This is a genomic window from Paraburkholderia piptadeniae (assembly GCF_900007165.1).
In the GTDB taxonomy this organism is placed as follows: Bacteria; Pseudomonadota; Gammaproteobacteria; order Burkholderiales; family Burkholderiaceae; genus Paraburkholderia; species Paraburkholderia piptadeniae.
The window spans coordinates 44,512-65,994 of sequence record NZ_CYGY02000077.1; the positions used below are offsets into that span (position 1 = coordinate 44,512).

The window sequence follows — 21,483 nt, forward strand, 5'->3', positions numbered from 1 at the left end:
CCCGCTCGCGCATTCAGCCTTTGGCGGGCGCGAGATCTTTCACGTCGAAGGGCTGCGGCGCCATTTGCAAATGCAGACGCGTACCCGTGTACGGCGTGTGCTGCTGCACGACTTCCATGTTCAACTCGACGCCAAGGCCCGGCTCCGTCGATGGAATGATGTAGCCGTCTTCCCAGCGAATCGGCGTCTTGAGGATTTCCGCGTGGAAACCGCCCCACGTGCCGATGCTTTCCTGAATCAGGAAATTCGGCGTGCACGTGGCGAGCTGAATGCTCGCGGCAGCGCCGATGGGGCCGTTGTAGAGATGCGGCGCGATCTGCGCGTAATGCACTTCGGCGAGGCTCGCGACCTTTTTCGCTTCGAGCAAGCCGCCGACGCGCGCCACGTTCAATTGCAGAATCGACGCGCCGCCCGCTTGCAGCAGCTTGAAGAACTCATACTTCGTGGTGAGGCGCTCACCCGCCGCGATGGGAATGCTCGTGTGCGCGGCGACTTGCGCCATTGCGTCTTCCTGTCCCGGCGGGACGGGCTCTTCGAACCACAGCGGATCGAATTTTTCGAGGCGCTTCGCGAGACGGATCGCCGACGACGGCACCATCTGGCCATGCGTGCCGAACAGCAGATCGGCCTTGCTGCCCACGGCCTCGCGCACCTTGCGGCAAAACGTTTCGCAGCGATCCAGCACTTCGAGCGACAACTGATGGCCCGAGTAAGCCGTATAAGGTCCAGCCGGATCGAACTTCACGGCCGTAAAGCCACGCTTGACGTTGTCGGCCGCGCATTCGGCGGCAAGATCGGGATCGTCATAGTCGTACTCGCCGCGGCGGTTCTTCGGGTATAGATACGTGTACGAACGCAGGCGCTCGTGTACACGGCCGCCCAACAGCTCGTACACGGGCTTGTTCGCCGCCTTGCCGATGATGTCCCAGCACGCCATTTCAAGGCCGCTCACGACGCCCATCATCGTCAGATCGGGACGCTGCGTGAAGCCGCTCGAATACGCTTCACGCCAAAGGCGTTCGATATGATGCGGGTCCTTGTCGAGCAGATAGCGCGTGAACACATCGTCGATGACGTGCGTCATCGCCTTCGGATGAAACGTCGCCGAATAGATTTCGCCGACGCCTTCGATGCCGCAATCCGTCTTCAGCTTGAGAAAGATCCAGTACATGCCGCCAATATGCGGCGGCGGCACGGCGACGACATGCGTTTCGAGCGAGACGACTTTCATTTACGCACCTTCTTTTCTGTTGAGCATATTGCGCAGCACGAGCCCCACGCAACCGCCGACGGCGGACACGGCAGCCACGTAGCCGAAGTACATTTGATAACCGTGCACGCCCGGGAACGTCTGCGTCAGATAGCCGTTGATGAGCGGCAGGAACACATCGGGCGAATAGCCGAGCACCGAGATCAGGCCGATCGCAAGACCTATCGTCTGCACGGGCACATTGCAGCGGTCGAGCAGCGACCAATAGAGGCCGCGAATCGCGTAAGTGAGCACGCCGATAAAAAGCACGAGGAACACCAGCAGCACGTGGCTGCTAATCTTCGGTGCGAAGATCAGGCCGATCAGCGAAAGCGACGCCAGAAAGAGCGCGATGATCAGCACCGTCACCTTCGAAAAGCGGTCGCCGAGAAAACCGCCGCCGATGCCGCCGATGGGACGCATCAACAGCTTGAGCGTCGTGATCGTGCCCGCCATCACCACCGACAGGCCGATCTCGCCTTCATGCAGATACGCCGAGAAACTGTAGGTTGCCCAGAACACCTGATAGCCGCAGAACACGATCGCGGCGACGAGCCACAGTTCCGGAATCTTCGCGAGCGTGAGCAGATCGTCGATCACGTTGCCGCGCTTTGTGGCTTGCGCGCGGCTCGCCTGTTCCGCTTGCGACGAAGGGTCCTTGACGAGCGCGAGCAGCACGCCAAGCCCGATGCAAAGGAACGCGTACATATAGACGACGAACCGGAAGCCGACCACGGCCGGTTCGCCCTTCGTCTGCGTGATCCATGCGAAGAGCGTGATCGCGATCGTTGCGAGCATCGCTTCGACGAGTCCGCGGCCACCGTCGAGAAAGCCGAAGAAACGGCCCTGCTCGTCGTGACCGGCGATCAGCGAAACACGCTTGATCACGGCCGCCCAGAACGTCAGGCCCGTCGACAGCCCCCAGCCGCCGAAGATCATCAACAGCAGATCGAATGACGGCGCAGTCGAATACAGCAACCCGAGCACGCCCGTTGCAACAAGCGAAAAGCTGATCAGCACGCGCGGCGCGACGCGGTCCGCGAGCCAGCCGCTCGGCAGATAGCTCAGCAGAAAGATCGTGCCGAGCATCGAATACAGATAGCCAAGCTGGCTTTCGCTGATGTGAAAGACTTCCAGCATCGTCGGCTGATAGACCTGGCGCAGATAGAGAATCGGATAGATTGCACCGGCCGCAATGACAAGCAGCAGCAATTGCACATAGCGCTGTGCATTGCTGGCGGATTGAACGGTCGATGCGTTGGAACGGCGCGCCGGGACGTCCGTTTGCAGAGATGGGCTTGCCACTGAGGTGCTCCTGTGGAGACGCGCGAGGAGCACGGCATGCGCCGTGACGTCGCGTCTCCAGATGTTGTTATGAATGCAGCGCAGCGTATGCTTGCTGCGATTAAGGAAGAAGCGCACCCGCTTGCGCGGAATGCGCTTTGACAGGATCAGTACTTCATGACGACGAGACGCGTCTGCGTGAATTCGAGCATGCCGTGCTTGCCGTCGTCGCCGCCGAGGCCCGAGCGCTTCCACCCTGCGTGAAAGCCCTGATACGGGTCGGCAGGCGTGCGATTCACGTAGAGTTCGCCTGCTTCGATGTCGTTGGCGACTTTCATCGTCGTTCGGTAGTTCTCGGTGTAGAGCACCGACGAAAGACCGAATTGATGGTCGTTGGCCATTTGCAGCGCTTCGTCGAGCGTGCTGTAGCGCACGACGGGCATGATCGGACCGAAGGTTTCTTCCTGGATGATCTCCATGTCCTGACGGCAATTCGTCAACAGCGTCGCCGGATAGAAGAAACCTTTTCCTTCGGGCATGACGCCGCCCGTTTCGAGCTTCGCGCCGTCGGCAATCGCGCGCTGCACCATCGCGTGAATCGACTGGCGCGACGCTTCGTTGACGAGCGGACCCATCAGCGAAGCATCGACGCTGCGGTCGCCGCTTTTCACGGCGCTCATATGCTGCTTCAACAGCGCGACGAACTGGTCGTGCACGCTCTCATGCACATAGACGCGCTCGATGGCCGTGCAAAGCTGTCCGCAATGCGTGGTCTTCGAGCCGACGAGTTCTCGCGCGGCTTTCTGAAGATCGGCATCCGGCTCGATGATGGCGGGCGTCTTGCCGCCGAGTTCCAGCGACGGCTTCGCGATGTTCGCCTTGCAATAGTCGAGTACCTTGCGGCCCGCGCCGACGCTTCCCGTCAGCGTAATCATCCCGACGGCGGGATGCATGCACACGGCCTCAGCCGTCGCGTGGCTCATCGCAAGAATGTTGACGACGCCCGGCGGCAATTCGGCGCGAGCGACGGCCTTGGCGATTTCGAATGCGGAGGTCGGCGTGTTGTTGCTCGGACGCACGACGACCGTATTACCCGCGATCAGCGCCGGCGCGACCTTGCGCATCAACGTATAGACGGGGTAATTGAACGGAATCAAACACGCGACGACGCCGATCGGCTCGCGATGCAGCACGAGATTTTCGTCGGGCGTATCGCTCGGAATGACTTCGCCTTCGATGCGACGCGCCCACTCCGCGTGATAGCGCGTGATCTGGCCAGCGTAGACGGCTTCGTTCGTCGCATCCGCGACGCTCTTGCCGGACTCCAGCGCGAGTGCCGCGCCGATGGCGGGCGCGCAGTCCGTCAATGCATCCGCGAGCCTGTGCAGATACGCGGCGCGCCCGGCGGCGGGCAGCTTGCGCCAGTGCTTCTGCGCGGCTGCGGCCGCATCGACAGCGGCGACGGCCTCTTCGCGCGATGCGCCCGACACCTGCGCGATCAACGCCTCGGTGGCAGGGTTATAGACGGAGATGAGTTCGTCGGTTGCGGGTTCGATGAACTGGCCGCTTACGAAATTCCGGTCGAGTCGCATGGTTCTTGCCTCGTGACGCGTGCGCAAAGCGCGTTACCGGCCGCCATTCAAAGCGATTTTAAACGATTCGAAACATGCAGCCGGCGCATGACCCGGATTCTTCTCTGCGTCATTGCGACGCGCAAGCGAGTATTTCGACCGGCAAGCATTCGAAAAACTCATGTTTGCGCGGTGAATTGACACCCGGCGAACGAAGCGCCAACGAATTGGACCGATGTGTGGAAATGCGTCTATTCGAATGCTGCTTTAACGACGCGGAAAGCGGCGGAACTGCCGTTGAGCGAGCCGGCATCGCGCCGGCTGCGAATGACAGCGCGGGGACTAATGCACCGCGCCGGGGGAATGGCCGGACCTCGTGAGATCCGGCCGGGTCGTGTCGAAGCGTTTCACCTCAACCGCGCGACTCAAGCCTCGCCTGTTGTCTCGGCGGGCGTCTGCACGGACGCCGGCGTTTCAATGACGGGCTCCGCGGTCTTCACGGGCGTTTTCTTCGCGCTGACTTTTCTTGCGACGCCCTTCTTTGCGGGCGCTTTGGCCGCGGTAGTTTTTTTAGCAACCGCTTTTTTAGCGGCAGCTTTCTTTGCAGCCGTCGGCGCGGCCGATTTAGCGGCGGTCTTTCCGGCTACTGTCTTTTTGCCGACAGCCTTGACGGCCGCTTTCTTCACGACCTTGCCCGCCGCCGACTTCACCGTCACTGCTTTCTTCGCCGCGGTCTTCCTCGCGGTTACCTTCTTGGCAGTGGCCTTCTTCGCCGCCGTTTTTTTCGCCGCCGTCTTGACGGTCACTGCCGGTTCAGAAACAGCCTCAGCCGGATCGATCAAAAACCTGGTGCGGTCTTTCACGTTCTTGATCCATGCCGGCGGACGCGCATGACCGCTCCATGTCGCCCCTGTCTTCGGATCGCGATACTTGGGCGGCAACTTGCCTTTCGTGGCCGTCGCCGATTTTGCCTTGCCGCCCGCAACACCCAGACGCTCTGCGCGCGCGCGTTCGCGTCGGGCCTTTGCACGCCGCTCGATATCCTCCGTTGTGAGACCGTGCTTGATCATCAGTTCGCGTATCTGGTCCAGCGCGCCCTGAGCGCGCTGGGCGACGATCACTTCGGCCTGGGTTTGCAGCTTCTTTATACGTGCCTGGATAGATTCCAATGTTGCCATTATTGCCTCCCTTTGAATTGCATAGGCCGACTATGCCACGGAATTGCTTAGAAGCGCTATGGTTTTGAAGCCTGAATAAGACAACCGTTGCGCATTTATATCGTTGTCGCGCTTAAGACTCGCATAAGGTTTGTAACACCTTATCGGCAAGGCGGCTTTGAAGCGCTTTAAAGAACATAGAAGCATCTTCGAAGGCTCGCTCAAACCGCTTTGAAGCGTCGCGCTTTGAAGCATCGTCGTTGCGGCATGGCAAATCGCAGAATAAGCAGTGGCTTTCGAACGTTGAGTCTCCATATCCCGCTTGTGATGCGTAGCCGCATATCTGCGCCCGGCATGAGCACACTGGTAGACTTTCATGGAATGATTTGCGCGCCATGCGCGTCACCGTGCTGCGTCGCCGTGCTCTTGGATAGCAGCTTCAATACCCGGAGAAATCGATGGAGCACGCGTACGTCCAGTTGCTGCACCTGCTTGCGGGCCATACGGCATGGACGCTCGTCGTCGTCTTTCTTGCGGCCTTTCTCGAAGCGGTCGCGATCGTCGGGACGTTCGTGCCCGGCAGCACGGCGATGTTCATCGCGGGCGCGCTGGTCGGCACGGGCACGCTCAATCTCGGCTGGCTGCTCGCGTGCGCGATTTCAGGGGCCGTCGCGGGCGACGGAATGAGCTACTGGATCGGCCACCGCTACAAAGACAGGATAGGCAGGCTCTGGCCGTTCAGCACGCATCCGGGCCTGCTCGAAAGCGGCCAGAAGTACTTCGACAAACACGGCGCAAAGAGCGTCGTCTTCGCGCGCTTTGCCGCGCCGCTGCGCGCAGTCGTGCCCGTGGTCGCGGGCATGCTCGAAATGCCGCCCGCGCGCTTCTATGCGATGAACCTGCTCTCGGCGTTGCTATGGGCACCCGCGCACATCCTTCCCGGCGTCGTGTTCGGCGCGTCGATCCAGCTGGCGGGTGCGGTGTCGTTCCGCCTCGTCGCCGCGCTCGCGATCGTCGTGGCCATCGTGTGGGTCTGCTTCTGGATCATGCGCGTGGTCGTCTCGCATGCGCGCGCATGGGCGAGCGCATCGCGCCGGGGCATCCTCAACTGGGCACGCAATCACGAAGCACCGTACGGCCGGCTGATCTACCGGATCGTCGATCCGGAACGCGAAGCCATTGGCCTGCTTGTCGGCATCTCGTTGTTCGTACTGTTGTGCGCGGGCGTATTTTTCGGCGTCATGCAGGACGTCGTGGCAGGCGATCCGCTCGTTCAGGTGGACATGTCCGTCTATCGCTTCCTGCAATCGTCGCGCGCGCCGTGGATCGACGACGCGCTTGCGCGCGCTTCGACGCTCGGCAGCATTCCAACGCTGATGGCGCTTGTCATCACGTCCGTCATTCTGATGGCCTATGAGAAGCGTTGGCGCACGCTCATCTATTGGCTCATTGCCGTGCTGTTCTCGCAACTGCTGATCTTCGCGATCCAGGTCATCGTCCATCACGCGCCGCCTGCCGCCACGCAACCTGATATCTACGCGTTTCCCAGCAATCACGTCGCGGCGAGCGTCACGGTGTACGGCTTTCTCGCGTTTGTCGTCGCGCGCCGCGTCGGCATGCTGACGGGCATCGCGGTGACAGCGCTTGCCACGCTGATTGTGATCGTCATCGCTTTCGCGGGCCTGTACACGGGACGCTTCGCGTTCTCCGATGCCGTGGGCGGCGCGGCGTTCGCAGCCGTGTGGGTGGCCGTGGTCGCGCTGACGGCCGTATGGCGGCACCCTGAAACGCCGCCGTTGCGCGAAGCGATGCCCGCTGTTCTGCTCGCGGTGCTGTGCGCGAGCGTGGGCTTGCAGATCGGCCTGGGACGCCAGCCGGATGCGCCAAGACCCATGCACGAGCGGCCCCCTATCGTCGTGACGCAAGCGCAATGGACGGACTCGTTGTGGAAGATCTTTCCCTGTTACCGCTCCGACATGGAAGGCGACCGGCGCGAGCCCATCACCTTGCAATGGACAGCCAATCCGCAGCAGATCGTCGCGCAGTTGCACAGCCGCGGCTGGCTGGAGGGCACGCGTTTCAACGCGCGCAGTCTGTTCTCGCTGGTGTCGCCCGACGTGCCCGCGATGGATCTGCCCGTGCTGCCCAAGCTCAACGATGGCGAACCGTCGATGCTCGTCTTCAGCAGACCGCGCGATCGCCGCGACGAACGCGACGTGCTGCGCTTCTGGCGCACGGGCTATGCCGTTGCGCGCCACGATGGCATTGCGCCGACACCTATCTGGCTCGGCTCGCTCGTACACGAACGGCTGTTGCGGCCTTCGTGGCCCTTCAACGTGTTGCGCACCGACCGGCAACTCGAGCCGCTCATGTCATCGAAATCGCGTGACGGCGAGTGGCGAGAGCTCGAAATCTCGCGCAGCGTCGGATGCACCGACATTCCTGTCACGCTGCTTGCGTCGAACCGACGCTAGTCTCGCGTATCGTTTCCTCCTCGGCTTTGCACCCCTACGCTCGATACGCGCGATGCGCCCAGCCGTGCAACAATGAGCGGCTGCCGGCGCGAACCACGCGACAGGCAACGCGAGACGAAGCGATGCAGAGCGCCAAGGAGTCGCTGCAATTGGTCGAGTTCCACCCGTCGGCAATTTCTACCTGGGGCGCAACGGTCGTTTTCGCGAACGTGTTGCTCACGCGCCTCGGCGTTCCTGTGCCCGCCGTGCCCGTGCTGCTGCTTGCGGGGACGGCTATCGCGAATGGCCATCTGTCGTTCTGGCATGTGCTGACAGCGGCCCTCTCAGGCGCGCTGATCGGCGACGGCACGTGGTTCCTGGCCGGGCGCCTGCTCGGCCGACGGTTGATCCGCGCGCTCGCCCGATTGTCGGCCGCCGTGGAAGTGCACATGCGCAAGGCGCGCGCACTCTTCGTTCGCTTTGGCCCGGCCATCGTATCGGTGTCGAAGTTCGTGCCGGGGCTTGCGATCATCACGCCGCCGCTGATGGGCACGACACGCGTCGGCGCCGTCATCTTTTTCGCGTGGGATGCCCTGGGTATCGTCGCGTGGGCAACGTTCTGGCTGCTCGGCGGCGCGATATTCGAGCATCAGCTCACCCTGCTGATTTTCGAAGTGCGGGCTCATGGCTGGACGATCGTCGATGTTCTGTTCGCAATCGCAATCGTCTATCTGGCGTTCCGTCTGATCCAGCGCTGGCGGCTGCAACAGCCGCTGTCGCTTGCACCCGTCTCGCCCGAACAGCTCGATGCGATGATGCACGCCGACAAGCCGCCCATCGTGCTCGACGCCCGCCCCGAAGCAGTGCAAGCGCAGGCGCAGCAGCGCATTCCGGGCGCGCTGCCACTCGACATCAATTCGCCTGGCACCGTCGACGCCGCCTTGCTTGCGCGCGATGTCGTCGTCTATTGCGTTTGCGCCGACGATGTCACGGCGAAAGCGCTGTCGCAGCACATGCGAAGCAAGGGCTTTACGCGGGTTCGCGCGCTAAGAGGCGGACTCGACGCATGGGAACGGCGTGGCTATGCAGTCGAGCCTTCGAGCGCCGACGAAGAGATCACCACATGGCGCGTGCGCGAAAACGGCCGCAAGCTGCCAGAAGAGCGCGGCATCACGCTGCGCGGTATTGCGCCAAGGGGCGCCGTTTCCGGCTAAGCAAGTCTTCTTTGGCGCGCAGGTTTCAGAAGGAATTTGCGTTAATGCCTCTACGCGCTCCAAGGCGCTTCGCTTGAGCGCCATTCTTTAGGCGTGTGTCTTGAGCTTGCGTTGTCGCGCGGCCCGCACCGCTTTAGCCGCGCGCGAACTCCTGCACAGGCGCGAGTCCCCCGACGACGATCCGGTCGCGACCCGTCGCCTTCGCCTGATACAGGCTGCGGTCGGCTTCCAGCAGCCACGTGTGATAGTCGTGCAAATCGTCGGTGAGTTGGGCGATGCCCACGCTGATCGTGCACGGGCATTCCGCCGATGCCTCTTTGCACTTCTCGCGCACACGCTGCACCAGCGCTTTCGCGACGGTGTGCGCCTCGCGCAGCGTCGCGCCCGGCAGCACGACGCCGAACTCCTCGCCGCCGTAGCGCCCAATGCTGTCGCCCGCACGGAAATGGCGGCGCAGCAGATTCGCGAATGCCTGTAGCACTGCGTCGCCAGCAGGATGGCCCATCGTATCGTTGATGCGCTTGAAGTGGTCGAGGTCGATCAGCAGAAGGCACGACGCGTAGCGGTTCGCGCGGCATCGTTCGAATTCTTCGGCGAGCTTCCCTTCCCAATGCCGCCGGTTCAACAAGCGCGTCAAACCGTCGGTCCGGCTAAGACGTTCCAGTTCCCGCGTGCGCTGCGCAAGCTTGAGCGACAGGCGGTAACTCGTCAGGCCCAAAGCGAGTGGATACACAACAAGGAACGGCAGGCATCCGAGAACGACGGGCATCTGCGATATCGGCGAAAAGACGAAGCCCAGCGTGACAAGCCCCGCGAGCAAACCGAGTACATGCGCGACCACGCCGCGCGCAAATAGCCTGAGACCGCCGGCGGCGATGTTGTCCATGCTGAGCATCGCAAGAATCAGCATGCTGGGCAGCACATTGAACCGCATCGCGACGACCCAGAAGCCGCCCAGCAGCGCGTCGACCATCAGGTTCACGCGCTCGCCCCGCGAGGGCACGGCACAGGCAAGCGCAGCACGCCGCGCGACATGCGGCCAGAAGAAGCCATGGAACACGAGCAGCGCCCACAGCACGAAGCCACGATGCTGTTGCGCGAATACGGAAGCGACACAGGAGAAACCCAGTCCTAGCCCGGCAATGCGCAAACGGTAGATGCGCTCTACAAAGCGTGTCCCTTGCGCGGCCTTGCTATTCGTTGCCAACTTTATCGCTCTCTGAGCAAGTGACTGCGGGAATTCAGGCACGCGCGGCGCACATTACGCGTGGCGTGTGGGCTTTCAATGCAGACGCATCGTCACGAATTGATCTAAAAAGAATACCAGTACCGCTGCGGGCGATGAGCCCCTTTAACGGGTGGAAGCGCTTCTGTTGCGCGCTTGTGTTGTTTTCCCACAAGAGGTCGATCGAATCTTGCTGTGATCAATGGCCGCTTATCAGCGGCACGGCCGATGCCGCCGATGTTTCGAAGCTGCGCTGCGTTAGCCACACTTCCTGTTGCAGCCAGTCGCGAAAGACAGCGACATGCGGCAGGTCGCCTTGCTCGGGCCGCGTGACGAACCAATAAGACTGGTGCCCATCGACATGCACGTTCAACACTTGTACAAGCTGTCCATTGGCAAGCTCGTGCGCAATCATGTGACGATCGGCAATCGTGATGCCGAGACCGTCGATGGCCGCGCGGATCGCGTGATCGAGCAGATCGAATTCGAAGCCCCCCGACGTATCGACGCCCTCGATGCCCGCCGCCTTCAGCCAGTGCTGCCACGTCAAATACCGCTGGTTGTCGCTTGCCAATACGTGCAGCAGCGTGAACTGGTTGAGGTCGATGCCCGCACTTCCCGCCTGGCGCGCGAGCAGTGCGGGCGAACACACTGCTATGTGCTGCTCGTTCATCAGCAGCAGATTGTCGAGCCCTTCCCATTCGCCATTGCCGAAGCGAATCGCGCAGTCGAGCACGCTCGATTCGGCGAGATCGTCTTCGAGACGCGTCGACAGGCTCAACTCGAGTTCGGGCCGATCCGCGCGCAGGCGGCCGAGCCGCGGTAAGAGCCAGCGGCTTGCAAACGTGGGCGGCACATTCATCCGCAGACGATTGAGGTGTGTCTTCTCCTGAATGCTGCGCACGGTCCATTCGATTTTGTCGAATGAATGCTGCAAGGCCTGCAAAAGCACGCGGCCGGACGCCGTCAGGTCGAGATGATGATGCCGCCGCTGCAGCAGCGATTCGCCAAGCTGTTCTTCGAGCTGACGCACCTGACGGCTCACCGCGCTTTGCGTGACATTGAGCAGTTCGGCGGCGCGCGTAAAGCTGCCGGTGCGGCCGGCGACTTCAAAGGCTTTGAGCGCATTGAGCGCTGGCATTTTTCTTTTCAAGGATGTCTCTATCTCAAAGGCCGCAAAGGGCGGTCAAGCAGGCATTTTAGCGTTCGGGCCAACGCACTCTTCTTTTAAGGCACTACACCATCGCATGCCCGGACGAGCATGCATCGCCGCTCAAAAACCCCTTGATTCAGGGCATAAACGTTTAGGGGCAGCATCCGTCACGCTGCTGTCATCGTACAGACATACTGGCCTTGCAGCATCGTAAATCCCCCCGAACCTTCCCCCGAGGCCCAGGCCATGCCGGAACTCTCATACCCGCAACCAGGTGCTGCAACCGCAAAAAACCGCAATTTAGGAGTCGCCGTCTTTCTGATCGCTCTCGTCGCGGGTGCCGTCTATTGCGCGTTCCAGTTGATCGGCGACCTCGAATCCGTGCGCATGGGTTCGTTTGTTCCTTATCTGCTTCTTGGTATTGCTCTATTGATCGCGCTCGGCTTCGAGTTCGTCAACGGCTTTCACGACACGGCGAACGCGGTCGCGACCGTCATCTATACTCACTCGCTGACGCCTAGCGTGGCCGTCGTCTGGTCGGGCGCGTGGAATTTTCTTGGCGTGCTGACATCGACGGGCGCAGTCGCGTTCGGCATCCTTCAATTGCTGCCCGTCGAACTGATTTTGCAGGTGGGCAGCAGCGCCGGCTTTGCGATGGTCTTCGCGCTGCTGATCGCCGCGATCATCTGGAATCTAGGCACGTGGTGGTTCGGCTTGCCGTCGTCGAGTTCGCATACGCTGATCGGCTCGATCATCGGCGTCGGCTTGATGAACCAGATGCTACACGGCCCGAACGGCACGAGCGGCGTCGACTGGGCGCAAGCGCTGGGTGTCGGCAAATCGCTGCTGTTTTCTCCCATCGTCGGCTTCCTGCTGGCAGCGCTGCTGCTGCTGATCCTCAAGGCGGTCGTGCGCGTGCCCGAGCTCTATTCCGAGCCGAAGGGCAAAGAACCGCCGCCGTTCTGGATTCGCGCGCTGCTGATTCTGACCTGCACGGGCGTTTCGTTCGCGCACGGTTCGAACGATGGCCAGAAAGGCATGGGCCTTATCATGCTGATCCTGATCGGCACGGTGCCGACGGCTTATGCGCTGAACAAGGCCGTCAACGCAGCGGAAACGCAGACTTTCCTCGCGGTTTCGCAGCAGGCTTCGACCACGCTCGCCAAGTACGCGACCGAGGGCGCGCCGCCCGTCGCCGCGCCGCGCACCGAAGTGGAGAACTACGTGCGCACGCGTCAACTGACGCCCGCGACGGTGCCCGCGCTGCAGAAGCTGTCGGAACAGATCGGCCAGCAGGTCGGCGCGTCGGGCTCGATGGCGAACGTGCCGCAATCCATCGTCGATAACGTGCGCAACAACATGTATGTGGCGTCCGAAGCGATCCGTCTGATGGAAAAAGCGAAGCAGCCCGCGTTTGCGCCGGACGACGCCAAAGCGATCGACAACTTCAAGAAGCAGATGGACCACGCGACGAAGTTCATCCCGACCTGGGTCAAGGTCGCGGTGGCGATTGCGCTGGGTCTCGGCACGATGGTCGGCTGGAAGCGGATCGTCGTGACGGTGGGCGAGAAGATCGGCAAGCAGCATCTGACCTATGGTCAGGGCGCGTCGGCCGAACTCGTCGCGATGGTGACGATCGGTGCCGCCGACGTCTACGGCATGCCCGTCTCGACGACGCACGTGCTGTCGTCGGGTGTTGCGGGCACGATGGCTGCAAACGGCTCGGGGCTGCAATGGGGCACCGTGCGCAGCCTCGTGCTGGCATGGGTATTGACGCTGCCGGCGTCGATTGCGTTGTCGGCGTGTCTGTACTGGGTGTTCCGCCATACGTTCTGATCGACGGTCATTCGCCCCGGGCGGCAAACAAAAAAGCGCGGCTAACAAGCCGCGCTTTTCATTTGAGCCTTATGAACAGGCGTCAATACACTTCGGGCACGATCATCGACGACGGCACAGGCTGGCGAATGTAATCGTCGTGATACACGCGTTCCGGCAACAAGATCGACGGGTGTTCGATCTCGTGATACGGCACCTGGCTCAGCAGATGATGAATGCAGTTCAGGCGCGCACGTTTCTTGTCGACGGCCTGCACGACCCACCACGGCGCCTCGGGGATATGAGAGCGCTGCAGCATCACTTCCTTCGCTTGCGTGTAGTCCTCCCAACGCCGACGGCTTTCGAGATCCATCGGGCTCAGCTTCCATTGCTTGAGCGGATCGTGAATGCGCGCCTGGAAGCGGATTTCCTGTTCTTCGTCGGTGATTGAGAACCAGTACTTGAGAATCTGAACACCGCTGCGCACCAGCATCTTTTCGAAATCGGGTACTGAGCGGAAGAACTCTTCGTACTCGTCGTCGCTGCAGAAGCCCATTACGCGTTCGACGCCCGCGCGGTTGTACCAGCTGCGATCGAACAGCACCATTTCGCCGCCCGCGGGCAGATGGCTCACATAGCGCTGGAAGTACCACTGCGTGCGTTCGCGGTTGTTCGGTGCGGGCAGCGCGGCGACGCGGCACACACGCGGATTCAGTCGCTGCGTGATGCGCTTGATCGCACCGCCCTTGCCTGCCGCATCGCGGCCCTCGAAGATCACGACGAGGCGATGGCCCGTCTTGACGATCCAGTCCTGGAGCTTGACGAGTTCGCCTTGCAGGCGAAACAACTCGCGGAAATAGTGCTTGCGGGCTTCGCGTGCTTCGGGCGTAAAGCCCTCCGAGCCGTCGAGGATACGGTCGTCCACTTCCATTTCCAGTTCCTCGTCGTACGCGTCGACAAGGTCCTCTTCGAAACGGCGCTGCCGGGCGGTGAGCGTCGCGCCGTCGAATTCCTGCTCGGATTCCTTCATCACAGTGGCTCCTGGTTTCTTCCATTCCACGGAAGGGGGTTACTCTGCGCGTGGGCTCTTGTGATTGTGGCGATCGTGGGTGTCATTCATATTACTCCATTTGCCGTTTCGCCCGACAGCGCGCCAGCAGCGGCTTTGCTGCCGGTTGCGTGGCGGCAAGTGTCAGGCACTAAAGCCTCTTTGCAATACTGATCTCATGTCCGTCGGGATCGCTAATATGAAAGTACCGCTCGCCCCATGAAGCATCGGCGGGCGCGGCCTCGGGTGTGAATCCCGCCGCAAGCGCCTTGCGATAGACGGCATCCACGTCGGACACGTGAACGATAACCCGTCCCCACCAGAGAACGGGCCCCCGCGTATCGACGATCAGATTCAGATACGTGCCGCCGAATGCAAACGACGTAAACGCTTCGGACGGCCCGCCATAAGAAAGCGGAAACCCAAGCGCAAGGTAAAACGCAACGGCGCGCTGCATGTCGTGCGTCGCCAGCGTCACGGCGCTCAATCCTTCGAAGCGCGGCTCGGCGGCATTGTTCGGTGTGACTGGTTGGCTCATCGCTCTCTCCCGCTGCTGAAAGTAAAAACAGCGGACACCGCCATTCCGGCAATGCCCGCTGCAAAGCGAATCAACACGACGTGCCGATGCACGTCACGCTATTACGGTATCACTCGCGTCACACCGCGTCCACGCGGGTCGGACACGGGTTGCGGCGTCTCTCCGTTGATCTTGATCGCCTGAATGTCGCCGTTGAAGTTCTGTGCCTGCAACGTATAGCCCTTCGCTTCGACCTGCTTCGCCAGGTCTCCGTCGATCGCCTTGTACGGCTCCCAGAAAATCGTGTTCGGTGGCAGCAATTGATGATGGAAACGCATCGCGGCAACGGCTTCGTTCAACGGCATGTTGAAGTCGTACACGTTGTTGATCACCTGGAAGATCGACGTGAAGATGCGCGACCCGCCCGGCGTGCCGATCACGAGCGACACCTTGCCGTCCTTCGTCAGAATGGTCGGCGTCATCGACGACAACGGACGCTTCTTCGGTTCGATCGAGTTCGCGTCGCTGCCCACCACGCCGAACATGTTCGGCACGCCCGGCTTCGACGCGAAGTCGTCCATCTCGTCGTTCAGCACAATGCCCGTGCCTTCCGCCACGACGCCCGAGCCGAAATAGCCGTTGATGGTGTACGTGTTCGAGACGGCGTTACCCCACTTGTCGACCACCGAAAAATGCGTCGTCTCGGCCTTCTCGGGCATCGAGTCGCCCAGCCCCGCGGCCACGCTCTTCGTGTCCGACGGCGTCCCCGGATTCACTTCCGATGCGCGCTTCGCGATATACGCGTCGTCCGTCAGTTGCGCAACGGGCACCTTGTAGAAGTCGGGATCGCCGAGGTATTGCGCGCGGTCCGCAAACACGCGCTTTTCGATTTCCGAAATCAGGTGAATGTACTGCGGCGAATCGAGCGCGACACCGTTGAAGTCGTTCTTCCGGTCCGCCTTCATCTTCAGCAGTTGCACGAGGCCGATGCCGCCCGAACTCGGAGGCGGCGCAGTGATCACGCGATAGCCGTTCCAGTTCGCCTCGACAGGCTGACGCCATACGGCCTTGTACTCCTGCAAGTCGCGCTTCGTGATGAGGCCGTGACCCTTCTTCATCGACGCGGCAATCAGATCGGCTGTCTTGCCGTTATAGAACTCGCGCGCGCCCTGATTCGCAATGCGCGTCAGCACGGCCGCAAGATCCGGCTGCCTGAAATTGACGCCCTGTTTCAGATTGCCGAAATAGGTGTCGAAATTCGTTTTGCCGCTAAAGTCCTTTTCCGCATTTTCGCGGCGCTGCGCAAGCTGCTCGTCGACTTCGAATCCATCGCGTGCGTATTTGATCGCGGGCGCCAGCACCTGCTTCCACGTCAGCTTGCCGAAGCGATGCTGCGCTTCCCACATGCCCGCAACCGTTCCCGGCACGCCAACGGCATCGGCGCCGTAGAGGCTCTTGCCCTTGATGACGTTGCCCTGCTCGTCGAGATACATCGTGCGCGTCGCGGCGAGCGGCGCACGCTCACGATAGTCGATGAAGTACGGCTTGCCGTTCATGTACAGTGTCATGAATCCGCCGCCGCCGATATTGCCCGCTTCGGGGTACGTGACAGCCAGTGTGAACGCAATCGCGACGGCCGCATCGACGGCATTGCCGCCTTCCTTGAAGATTTGCTCGGCGGCATCGGCGCTGTACTTGTCGGCGACGGCCACGGCCGACGCATCGAGTACGGCTTGCTGTTTGGGAGGGGCCTTGGCGTAGGCCGGTGCGGATTCGAGAAATCCCGCGGACGTTGTGAAAAGCCCGGCCACTGCCAGGGCTGTTGCAGAGAACTTTGCTTTATCGATTAATTTCAATGCGTGTCTCCAAAGACATTCTTCCGGTTCAGGAACGAAAAGCCTGTCTTTGGGCTTATAACACGCGATGCGCACAAATGCGAAGCGGTCCCATGCACTCGTTGTGCGAGGGACCACTTTCACACTCGATTACGCCAATTGCAATTCAGCGAGGGCGCTGTTATGCGGTGGCCGTATCCTTCAGCACCTGCGATGCGACTTCATCCACGGCGGCCTTGGTCAGCGAAACGATCTCGTCGACTTCGGCGCGCGTCGTGATGAGCGGCGGCGCAAAGCCGAGGATGTCGCCGTGCGGCATCGCACGCGCAATCAGCCCGCGTTGCAGCGCGGCAGCCGACACGCGCGGACCGACCTTCAACGCGGCATCGAACGGACGGCGCTCTTCCTTATGCGCCATGAATTCGAGAGCAGCAAGCATGCCCGCGCCGCGCACTTCACCGACGAGGGGATGCGAGTCGAACGCGGCATGCATCTGCGCGAGCAGATAGCCACCCACGTCGGCCGCATTTTGCGTGAGGTTCTCGCGCTCGAGGATGTCGAGATTCGCGAGCGCGGCAGCGGCGCAAACGGGATGCCCGGAATACGTCCAGCCATGTCCCATCGGGCCATGTTCCTGCGAGCCCTGGGCGATCACGTCCCACACCTTCTCGCCGACGATCGCGGCCGACAGCGGCGCATACGCGCTCGTCAGGCCCTTCGCGACGGTGATCAGATCCGGCTCGATGCCGAAGTGCTGCGCGCCCATCTTCGAGCCCAGACGTCCGAAGCCGCACACCACCTCATCGCTGATCAGCAGGATGTCGTGCTTCTTCAGCACCTTCTGGATCGCGGGCCAGTAGCCGGCCGGCGGCGGCAGGATGCCGCCCGTGCCCATCACGGGTTCGGCGATGAAAGCAGCGATCGTGTCCGCGCCTTCCTTGGCGATCAGCTTCTCCAGCTCTTCAACGCAATAGTCGACGAACTGAGCTTCGCTCATGCCCGCGGGCGCCTGGCGATACCAGTGCGGACACACTGTGTGCTTGACGCGCTCGATGGGCAGATCGAAATGCTGATGGAAGCTCGGCAGGCCCGTCAGGCTACCCGTGACGATGCCGGAGCCGTGATAGCCGCGCTGGCGCGAAATGACCTTCTTCTTGTTCGGGCGACCCTTCACGTTGTTGTAGTACCAGACGATCTTGATCTGCGTTTCGTTCGCGTCCGAACCGGACATGCCGTAGTACACCTTCTTCATGCCCTTCGGCGACCAGTCGATGATGCGCGACGACAACTCGATGATCGTATCCGTCGAGTGACCGACATACGTGTGGTAATACGCAAGCTTCTTCGCCTGTTCGTAGATCGCGTCGGCGACTTCCGTGCGGCCATAGCCGATGTTCACGCAATAGAGGCCGGCGAACGCGTCGATGAACGACTTGCCTTGATGGTCTTCGATGCGAATACCCTTCGCGCCCGTGACGATACGGCCGGGCAGCGCGCCGCTCGCGTGGTCGTGAGCGTGCGTCGACGGGTGCATGAAATGCGCGCGGTCCGCGCTAAACAGTTGATCGAGCTGGGTCATGGGAAACTCCGTTTTCTGATCGATAGTTGAGTGACAAGTCTCAAGCGGCGTGCGGCCGATGAGCACAAGAAGCAGCGTCGGCGACAGGCAAGCCCAATTGACCGAGGCAGTAATAACGCGTTTCGACGAACGGCTCGAAACCTTCGAGTCCGCCTTCGCGGCCGAGGCCCGATGCCTTCATGCCGCCGAACGGAATCGGCGCGCCCGTGAACTTCACGCCGTTCACGGAGACCATCGCGAAGTCCAGTTGACGAATCACCTGGAACACCGTGTTCAGATCCTTTGCGCAGAGATACGCGGCGAGGCCGTACTCCGTGTCGTTCGCGCGGGCGATCGCTTCGTCGAGCGTGTCGAACGGCGACACGGCTGAAATTGGCGCAAAGTTCTCTTCATCGTAGATGCGCATGCCCTTGGCGGCATCGGCGACCACGGTCGGCTCGAAGAACCAGCCGCCGCGCGCATGCGGCGCACCGCCGGCGACAATGCGCGCGCCCTTCGCCCGCGCATCCTCGACGCGTTGCACCGTTGCATCGAACGCGGCCTGATGCATCAGCGGCCCCACTTCGCTGCCCGCTTCGAAAGCCGAGCCAACTTTCAATGCACGCACGGCTTGCGCATAGCGTTCGACGAACGCGTCGTAAATCGGCCGCGCAACCAGAATGCGATTCGCTGCGCAGCAGTCCTGGCCCGACGTCTGGAACTTCGCGCCCACGGCCACGCGCACGGCCTGTTCGAGATCGGCGTCTTCCGTCACGATGAACGGCGCATTGCCGCCCAGTTCGAGTGCCGTCTTCTTGATGCCGCTTTGCGCGACGGCCTGCATCACCAGTCCGCCGACACGCGTCGAACCCGTAAAGCTCACCGTGCGCACGCGCGGATCGCGCACCAGCGTTTCCATCGCCATTTGCGGTTCGCCGAGCACGACGTTGAACACGCCAGCCGGAAAGCCCGCTTCTTCCGCGAGCTGCGCGAGCGCGAGCGCGGAGAACGGTGTCTCGTGCGCGGGCTTCACGACAATCGTGCAACCCGCTGCCAGTGCCGCCGCCGCCTTGCGCGTGATCATCGCGTTCGGGAAATTCCACGGCGTGATCAACGCGGCCACGCCGACGGGCTCCATCATCGTGCCGAGATGCGCGCCGTCGATGTGCGTCGGAATCGTGCGGCCGTTCAGGCGCTTGCCTTCGTGCGCAAACCATTCGATGAAGCTCGCGCCATACGCGATTTCACCGGCGGCCTCGGCAAGCGGCTTGCCCTGTTCGAGCGCGAGAATGCCCGCGAGATCGTTCTGATGGCGCAGCACGAGTTCGTGCCAGCGCAGCAGCAACGTTGCGCGCTTCGCGACGGGCACCCAGCGCCACGTTTCGAACGCGCGCTGCGCGGCGTCGACGGCTTGTGTGATTTGCGGCGCTTCGAGCATCGGCACGTGTCCGATCACTTCCTGATCCGCGGGATTCTGCACGGCCACCGTGGATGCCGTTTCGCTATGCACCCAACGGCCATCGACGTAACACAGCGACTTGAACAGAACGGGATGACCCAGCAACATGACGATCTCCTATGTGCGTTATCTGACTGTTACTGTACGGGCGATACGCATCGTGTTTTTTTGGTTCGGAACGCTGGCGCTGTGTGTTTTTTCTGTTTTGGCGCCGCGCTACGCGAAGTTTTTTTGCCGCCCGTTTAGCACTACATTCGCGGCTTCACGGCTGCCTCACTCGCCGCCGTTGATTGCGTCGGAGGCCCAGTCCGGCATCGTCTCGGGCACGTTCTTCACGACCTTCGTCACGATATACGTGAAGTAGCGCTCGATACCCAGCTCATCGGTGAGCAACGCGTCGATGAAGCGCTGATAGTGGTCGATGTCACGCGACATCACATGCAGCACGTAATCGACGCCGCCGCCCGTCGCGTGACATTGCGTCACTTCGGGGGCGGCGGCGACGCGCTCTTCGAAACGGCGCATGTCTTGCGCCGTATGCCGCGCGAGCGTCACCTCGACGATGATGCGACTGCCCTTGAATGCGCGTGCCCAGTCGATATCCGTTCGATAGCCACGAATCACGCCGCTCTCTTCGAGCCGCCGCACGCGCTCCCACGCAGGCGAGATCGACAGGTTCACTTCCTCGGCAAGACGCGACTTCGTGATGCGTCCGTCCTGCGCGAGGATGCGAAGAATCGCGAGATCGTAGCGATCGAGTTTCATCATCGGCACATGCCCTTACTTTTTCGCGGTGCCCGTCGAAACGGGAATGCCGCGCTCGACGATATCGGCCACCACGGCCACCGTATCGCCGATATGCACGAGCCCGGGGAAATGCCGTGCCGCGAGCAGACCGCTGCGTTTCGCGCGATATTCGAACGGCTTCGCGCCCGTGCGCGTCGCGTCGTGAACGCGCGCGATCACTTCGCCCGCTTCGACGTTGTCGCCGAGGTCCTTGCACAATTCGAGCAAGCCGTCGTGCTCGCTCGTCGTGTAGCAAGTGCCGTCGGGCATGTCGAGCAGCGTCGTCGTGCGCACCGATGCGTCGTCGGCAGGTGCCGCCGACAGCACGCCCGCGTTCGCGAGGAAGCCGCGGACGCCGCGCTCGGCCACGGCGACGCTTGCAACCGTCGCCGTTCCGCCGCCGCCCAGCTCCGTCGACACGAACACCTTGCCTGCTTCTTCGACAGCCGTGTCGAACAGACCCACGCTATCGAGCTCGAGCATCCGCATCGAGTACGGTGCGCCGAATGCGCACATCGCCGCTTCGCAACGCGCCTGCTGCTTCGCATCGTCGAGCACGTGCACGGCCGCGAACGGCACGAAGTCGAGCGTGCGTCCGCCCGCGTGCAGATCGAGCACGTAATCCGCGAGCGGCAGCAGATAGCGCTGGAAGTAGTCGGCGATCTTCTCCGTCACCGTGCCGTCCGGCTTGCCCGGAAAGCTGCGATTGAGGTTGCCGCGATCGATCGGCGACGTGCGGCTGCCCGCGCGAAACGCCGGATAGTTCATGAACGGCACGATGATCACGCGCCCTGTCACTTCGCTCGCCTTCAGCGTCGACGCGAGCTTCGACAGCACGATCGGACCTTCGTACTCGTCGCCGTGATTGCCGCCCGTCAAGAGAGCGGTCGGGCCATTGCCGCGACGGATCACCGTGATGGGAATCATCACGGCGCCCCATGCGGAAGCGTCGTGCGAATACGGCAGCTTCAGAAAGCCGTGCTGTTCGCCGTCGGCTTCGAAATCGACAGTGGCATGAATGGGTGATGCCCGCATTGCACTACTCCTTGATGAACAGCTTGCGCGGCGTATTGCAGAACGGCTCGACACCCGACTCGGTAATCAGGATGCTCTCCGTGATTTCGAGTCCCCAGTCGTCGAGCCACAGGCCCGGCATGAA

General features: G+C 61.9%; 17 protein-coding genes. 3 read left to right on the forward strand and 14 right to left on the reverse strand.

Going from position 1 to position 21,483, the window contains the following annotated elements:
- Window positions 1–13 precede the first annotated feature (13 nt).
- From BN2476_RS36315 to BN2476_RS46770, 5 genes are all read right to left on the reverse strand, one after another.
- Window positions 14–1,231 carry a mandelate racemase/muconate lactonizing enzyme family protein gene (locus tag BN2476_RS36315; protein WP_087739017.1) on the reverse strand — a complete coding sequence of 406 codons (1,218 nt, stop codon included), beginning with the start codon at window positions 1,229–1,231 and terminating at the stop codon, window positions 14–16.
- On the reverse strand, window positions 1,232–2,554 hold the full coding sequence (locus tag BN2476_RS36320; protein ID WP_087739040.1) for an MFS transporter: 1,323 nt from the start codon (window positions 2,552–2,554) through the stop codon (window positions 1,232–1,234).
- 146 nt (window positions 2,555–2,700) lie between these two features.
- A complete protein-coding gene (gene aldA / locus BN2476_RS36325) occupies window positions 2,701–4,125 on the reverse strand; it encodes an aldehyde dehydrogenase (RefSeq protein WP_087739018.1) in 1,425 nt (474 codons plus the stop codon).
- A gap of 404 nt (window positions 4,126–4,529) precedes the next feature.
- A complete protein-coding gene (locus tag BN2476_RS36330; RefSeq protein ID WP_438942929.1) occupies window positions 4,530–5,045 on the reverse strand; it encodes an H-NS family nucleoid-associated regulatory protein in 516 nt (171 codons plus the stop codon).
- 267 nt (window positions 5,046–5,312) lie between these two features.
- Window positions 5,313–5,639 carry a hypothetical protein gene (locus BN2476_RS46770; protein WP_160111822.1) on the reverse strand — a complete coding sequence of 109 codons (327 nt, stop codon included), beginning with the start codon at window positions 5,637–5,639 and terminating at the stop codon, window positions 5,313–5,315.
- Between the two features lie 80 nt (window positions 5,640–5,719).
- Between BN2476_RS46770 and BN2476_RS36335 the strand changes: the two genes are divergently transcribed.
- A complete protein-coding gene (locus tag BN2476_RS36335; protein ID WP_087739020.1) occupies window positions 5,720–7,735 on the forward strand; it encodes a bifunctional DedA family/phosphatase PAP2 family protein in 2,016 nt (671 codons plus the stop codon).
- 122 nt (window positions 7,736–7,857) lie between these two features.
- Window positions 7,858–8,928: a VTT domain-containing protein gene (locus tag BN2476_RS36340; RefSeq protein WP_087739021.1), complete on the forward strand. Its 1,071-nt coding sequence runs from the start codon at window positions 7,858–7,860 to the stop codon at window positions 8,926–8,928.
- A gap of 133 nt (window positions 8,929–9,061) precedes the next feature.
- Here the strand turns inward: BN2476_RS36340 and BN2476_RS36345 are convergent, their stop codons facing one another.
- The gene (locus BN2476_RS36345; protein WP_087739022.1) at window positions 9,062–10,135 is read right to left on the reverse strand and encodes a diguanylate cyclase; all 1,074 of its coding nucleotides are present in this window, start codon (window positions 10,133–10,135) and stop codon (window positions 9,062–9,064) included.
- A gap of 217 nt (window positions 10,136–10,352) precedes the next feature.
- A complete protein-coding gene (locus tag BN2476_RS36350) occupies window positions 10,353–11,294 on the reverse strand; it encodes a LysR substrate-binding domain-containing protein (protein WP_087739023.1) in 942 nt (313 codons plus the stop codon).
- A gap of 258 nt (window positions 11,295–11,552) precedes the next feature.
- Here BN2476_RS36350 and BN2476_RS36355 point away from each other — a divergent pair, with 258 nt between their 5' ends.
- Window positions 11,553–13,142, forward strand: coding sequence for an inorganic phosphate transporter (locus BN2476_RS36355; protein WP_087739024.1), 1,590 nt, complete (start codon window positions 11,553–11,555; stop codon window positions 13,140–13,142).
- Between the two features lie 82 nt (window positions 13,143–13,224).
- Here BN2476_RS36355 and ppk2 read toward each other — a convergent pair whose 3' ends face one another.
- The 7 genes from ppk2 to doeB all read right to left on the reverse strand — a co-directional run bounded on the left by ppk2 (window position 13,225) and on the right by doeB (window position 21,359).
- Window positions 13,225–14,151 (reverse strand): polyphosphate kinase 2, encoded by a 927-nt coding sequence (ppk2, locus tag BN2476_RS36360; RefSeq protein WP_087739025.1) that lies wholly within the window; start codon window positions 14,149–14,151, stop codon window positions 13,225–13,227.
- Between the two features lie 169 nt (window positions 14,152–14,320).
- Window positions 14,321–14,707 (reverse strand): VOC family protein, encoded by a 387-nt coding sequence (locus BN2476_RS36365; RefSeq protein WP_087739026.1) that lies wholly within the window; start codon window positions 14,705–14,707, stop codon window positions 14,321–14,323.
- Between the two features lie 101 nt (window positions 14,708–14,808).
- A complete protein-coding gene (gene ggt, locus BN2476_RS36370) occupies window positions 14,809–16,542 on the reverse strand; it encodes a gamma-glutamyltransferase (protein ID WP_087739027.1) in 1,734 nt (577 codons plus the stop codon).
- Between the two features lie 160 nt (window positions 16,543–16,702).
- A complete protein-coding gene (locus BN2476_RS36375; RefSeq protein ID WP_087739028.1) occupies window positions 16,703–18,100 on the reverse strand; it encodes an aspartate aminotransferase family protein in 1,398 nt (465 codons plus the stop codon).
- Between the two features lie 40 nt (window positions 18,101–18,140).
- Window positions 18,141–19,646: an NAD-dependent succinate-semialdehyde dehydrogenase gene (locus tag BN2476_RS36380; RefSeq protein WP_087739029.1), complete on the reverse strand. Its 1,506-nt coding sequence runs from the start codon at window positions 19,644–19,646 to the stop codon at window positions 18,141–18,143.
- A 165-nt stretch (window positions 19,647–19,811) separates the two neighbouring features.
- Window positions 19,812–20,303 (reverse strand): Lrp/AsnC family transcriptional regulator, encoded by a 492-nt coding sequence (locus BN2476_RS36385; RefSeq protein ID WP_087739041.1) that lies wholly within the window; start codon window positions 20,301–20,303, stop codon window positions 19,812–19,814.
- A 15-nt stretch (window positions 20,304–20,318) separates the two neighbouring features.
- The gene (doeB, locus tag BN2476_RS36390) at window positions 20,319–21,359 is read right to left on the reverse strand and encodes a N(2)-acetyl-L-2,4-diaminobutanoate deacetylase DoeB (RefSeq protein WP_087739030.1); all 1,041 of its coding nucleotides are present in this window, start codon (window positions 21,357–21,359) and stop codon (window positions 20,319–20,321) included.
- Window positions 21,360–21,483: the final 124 nt, after the last annotated feature.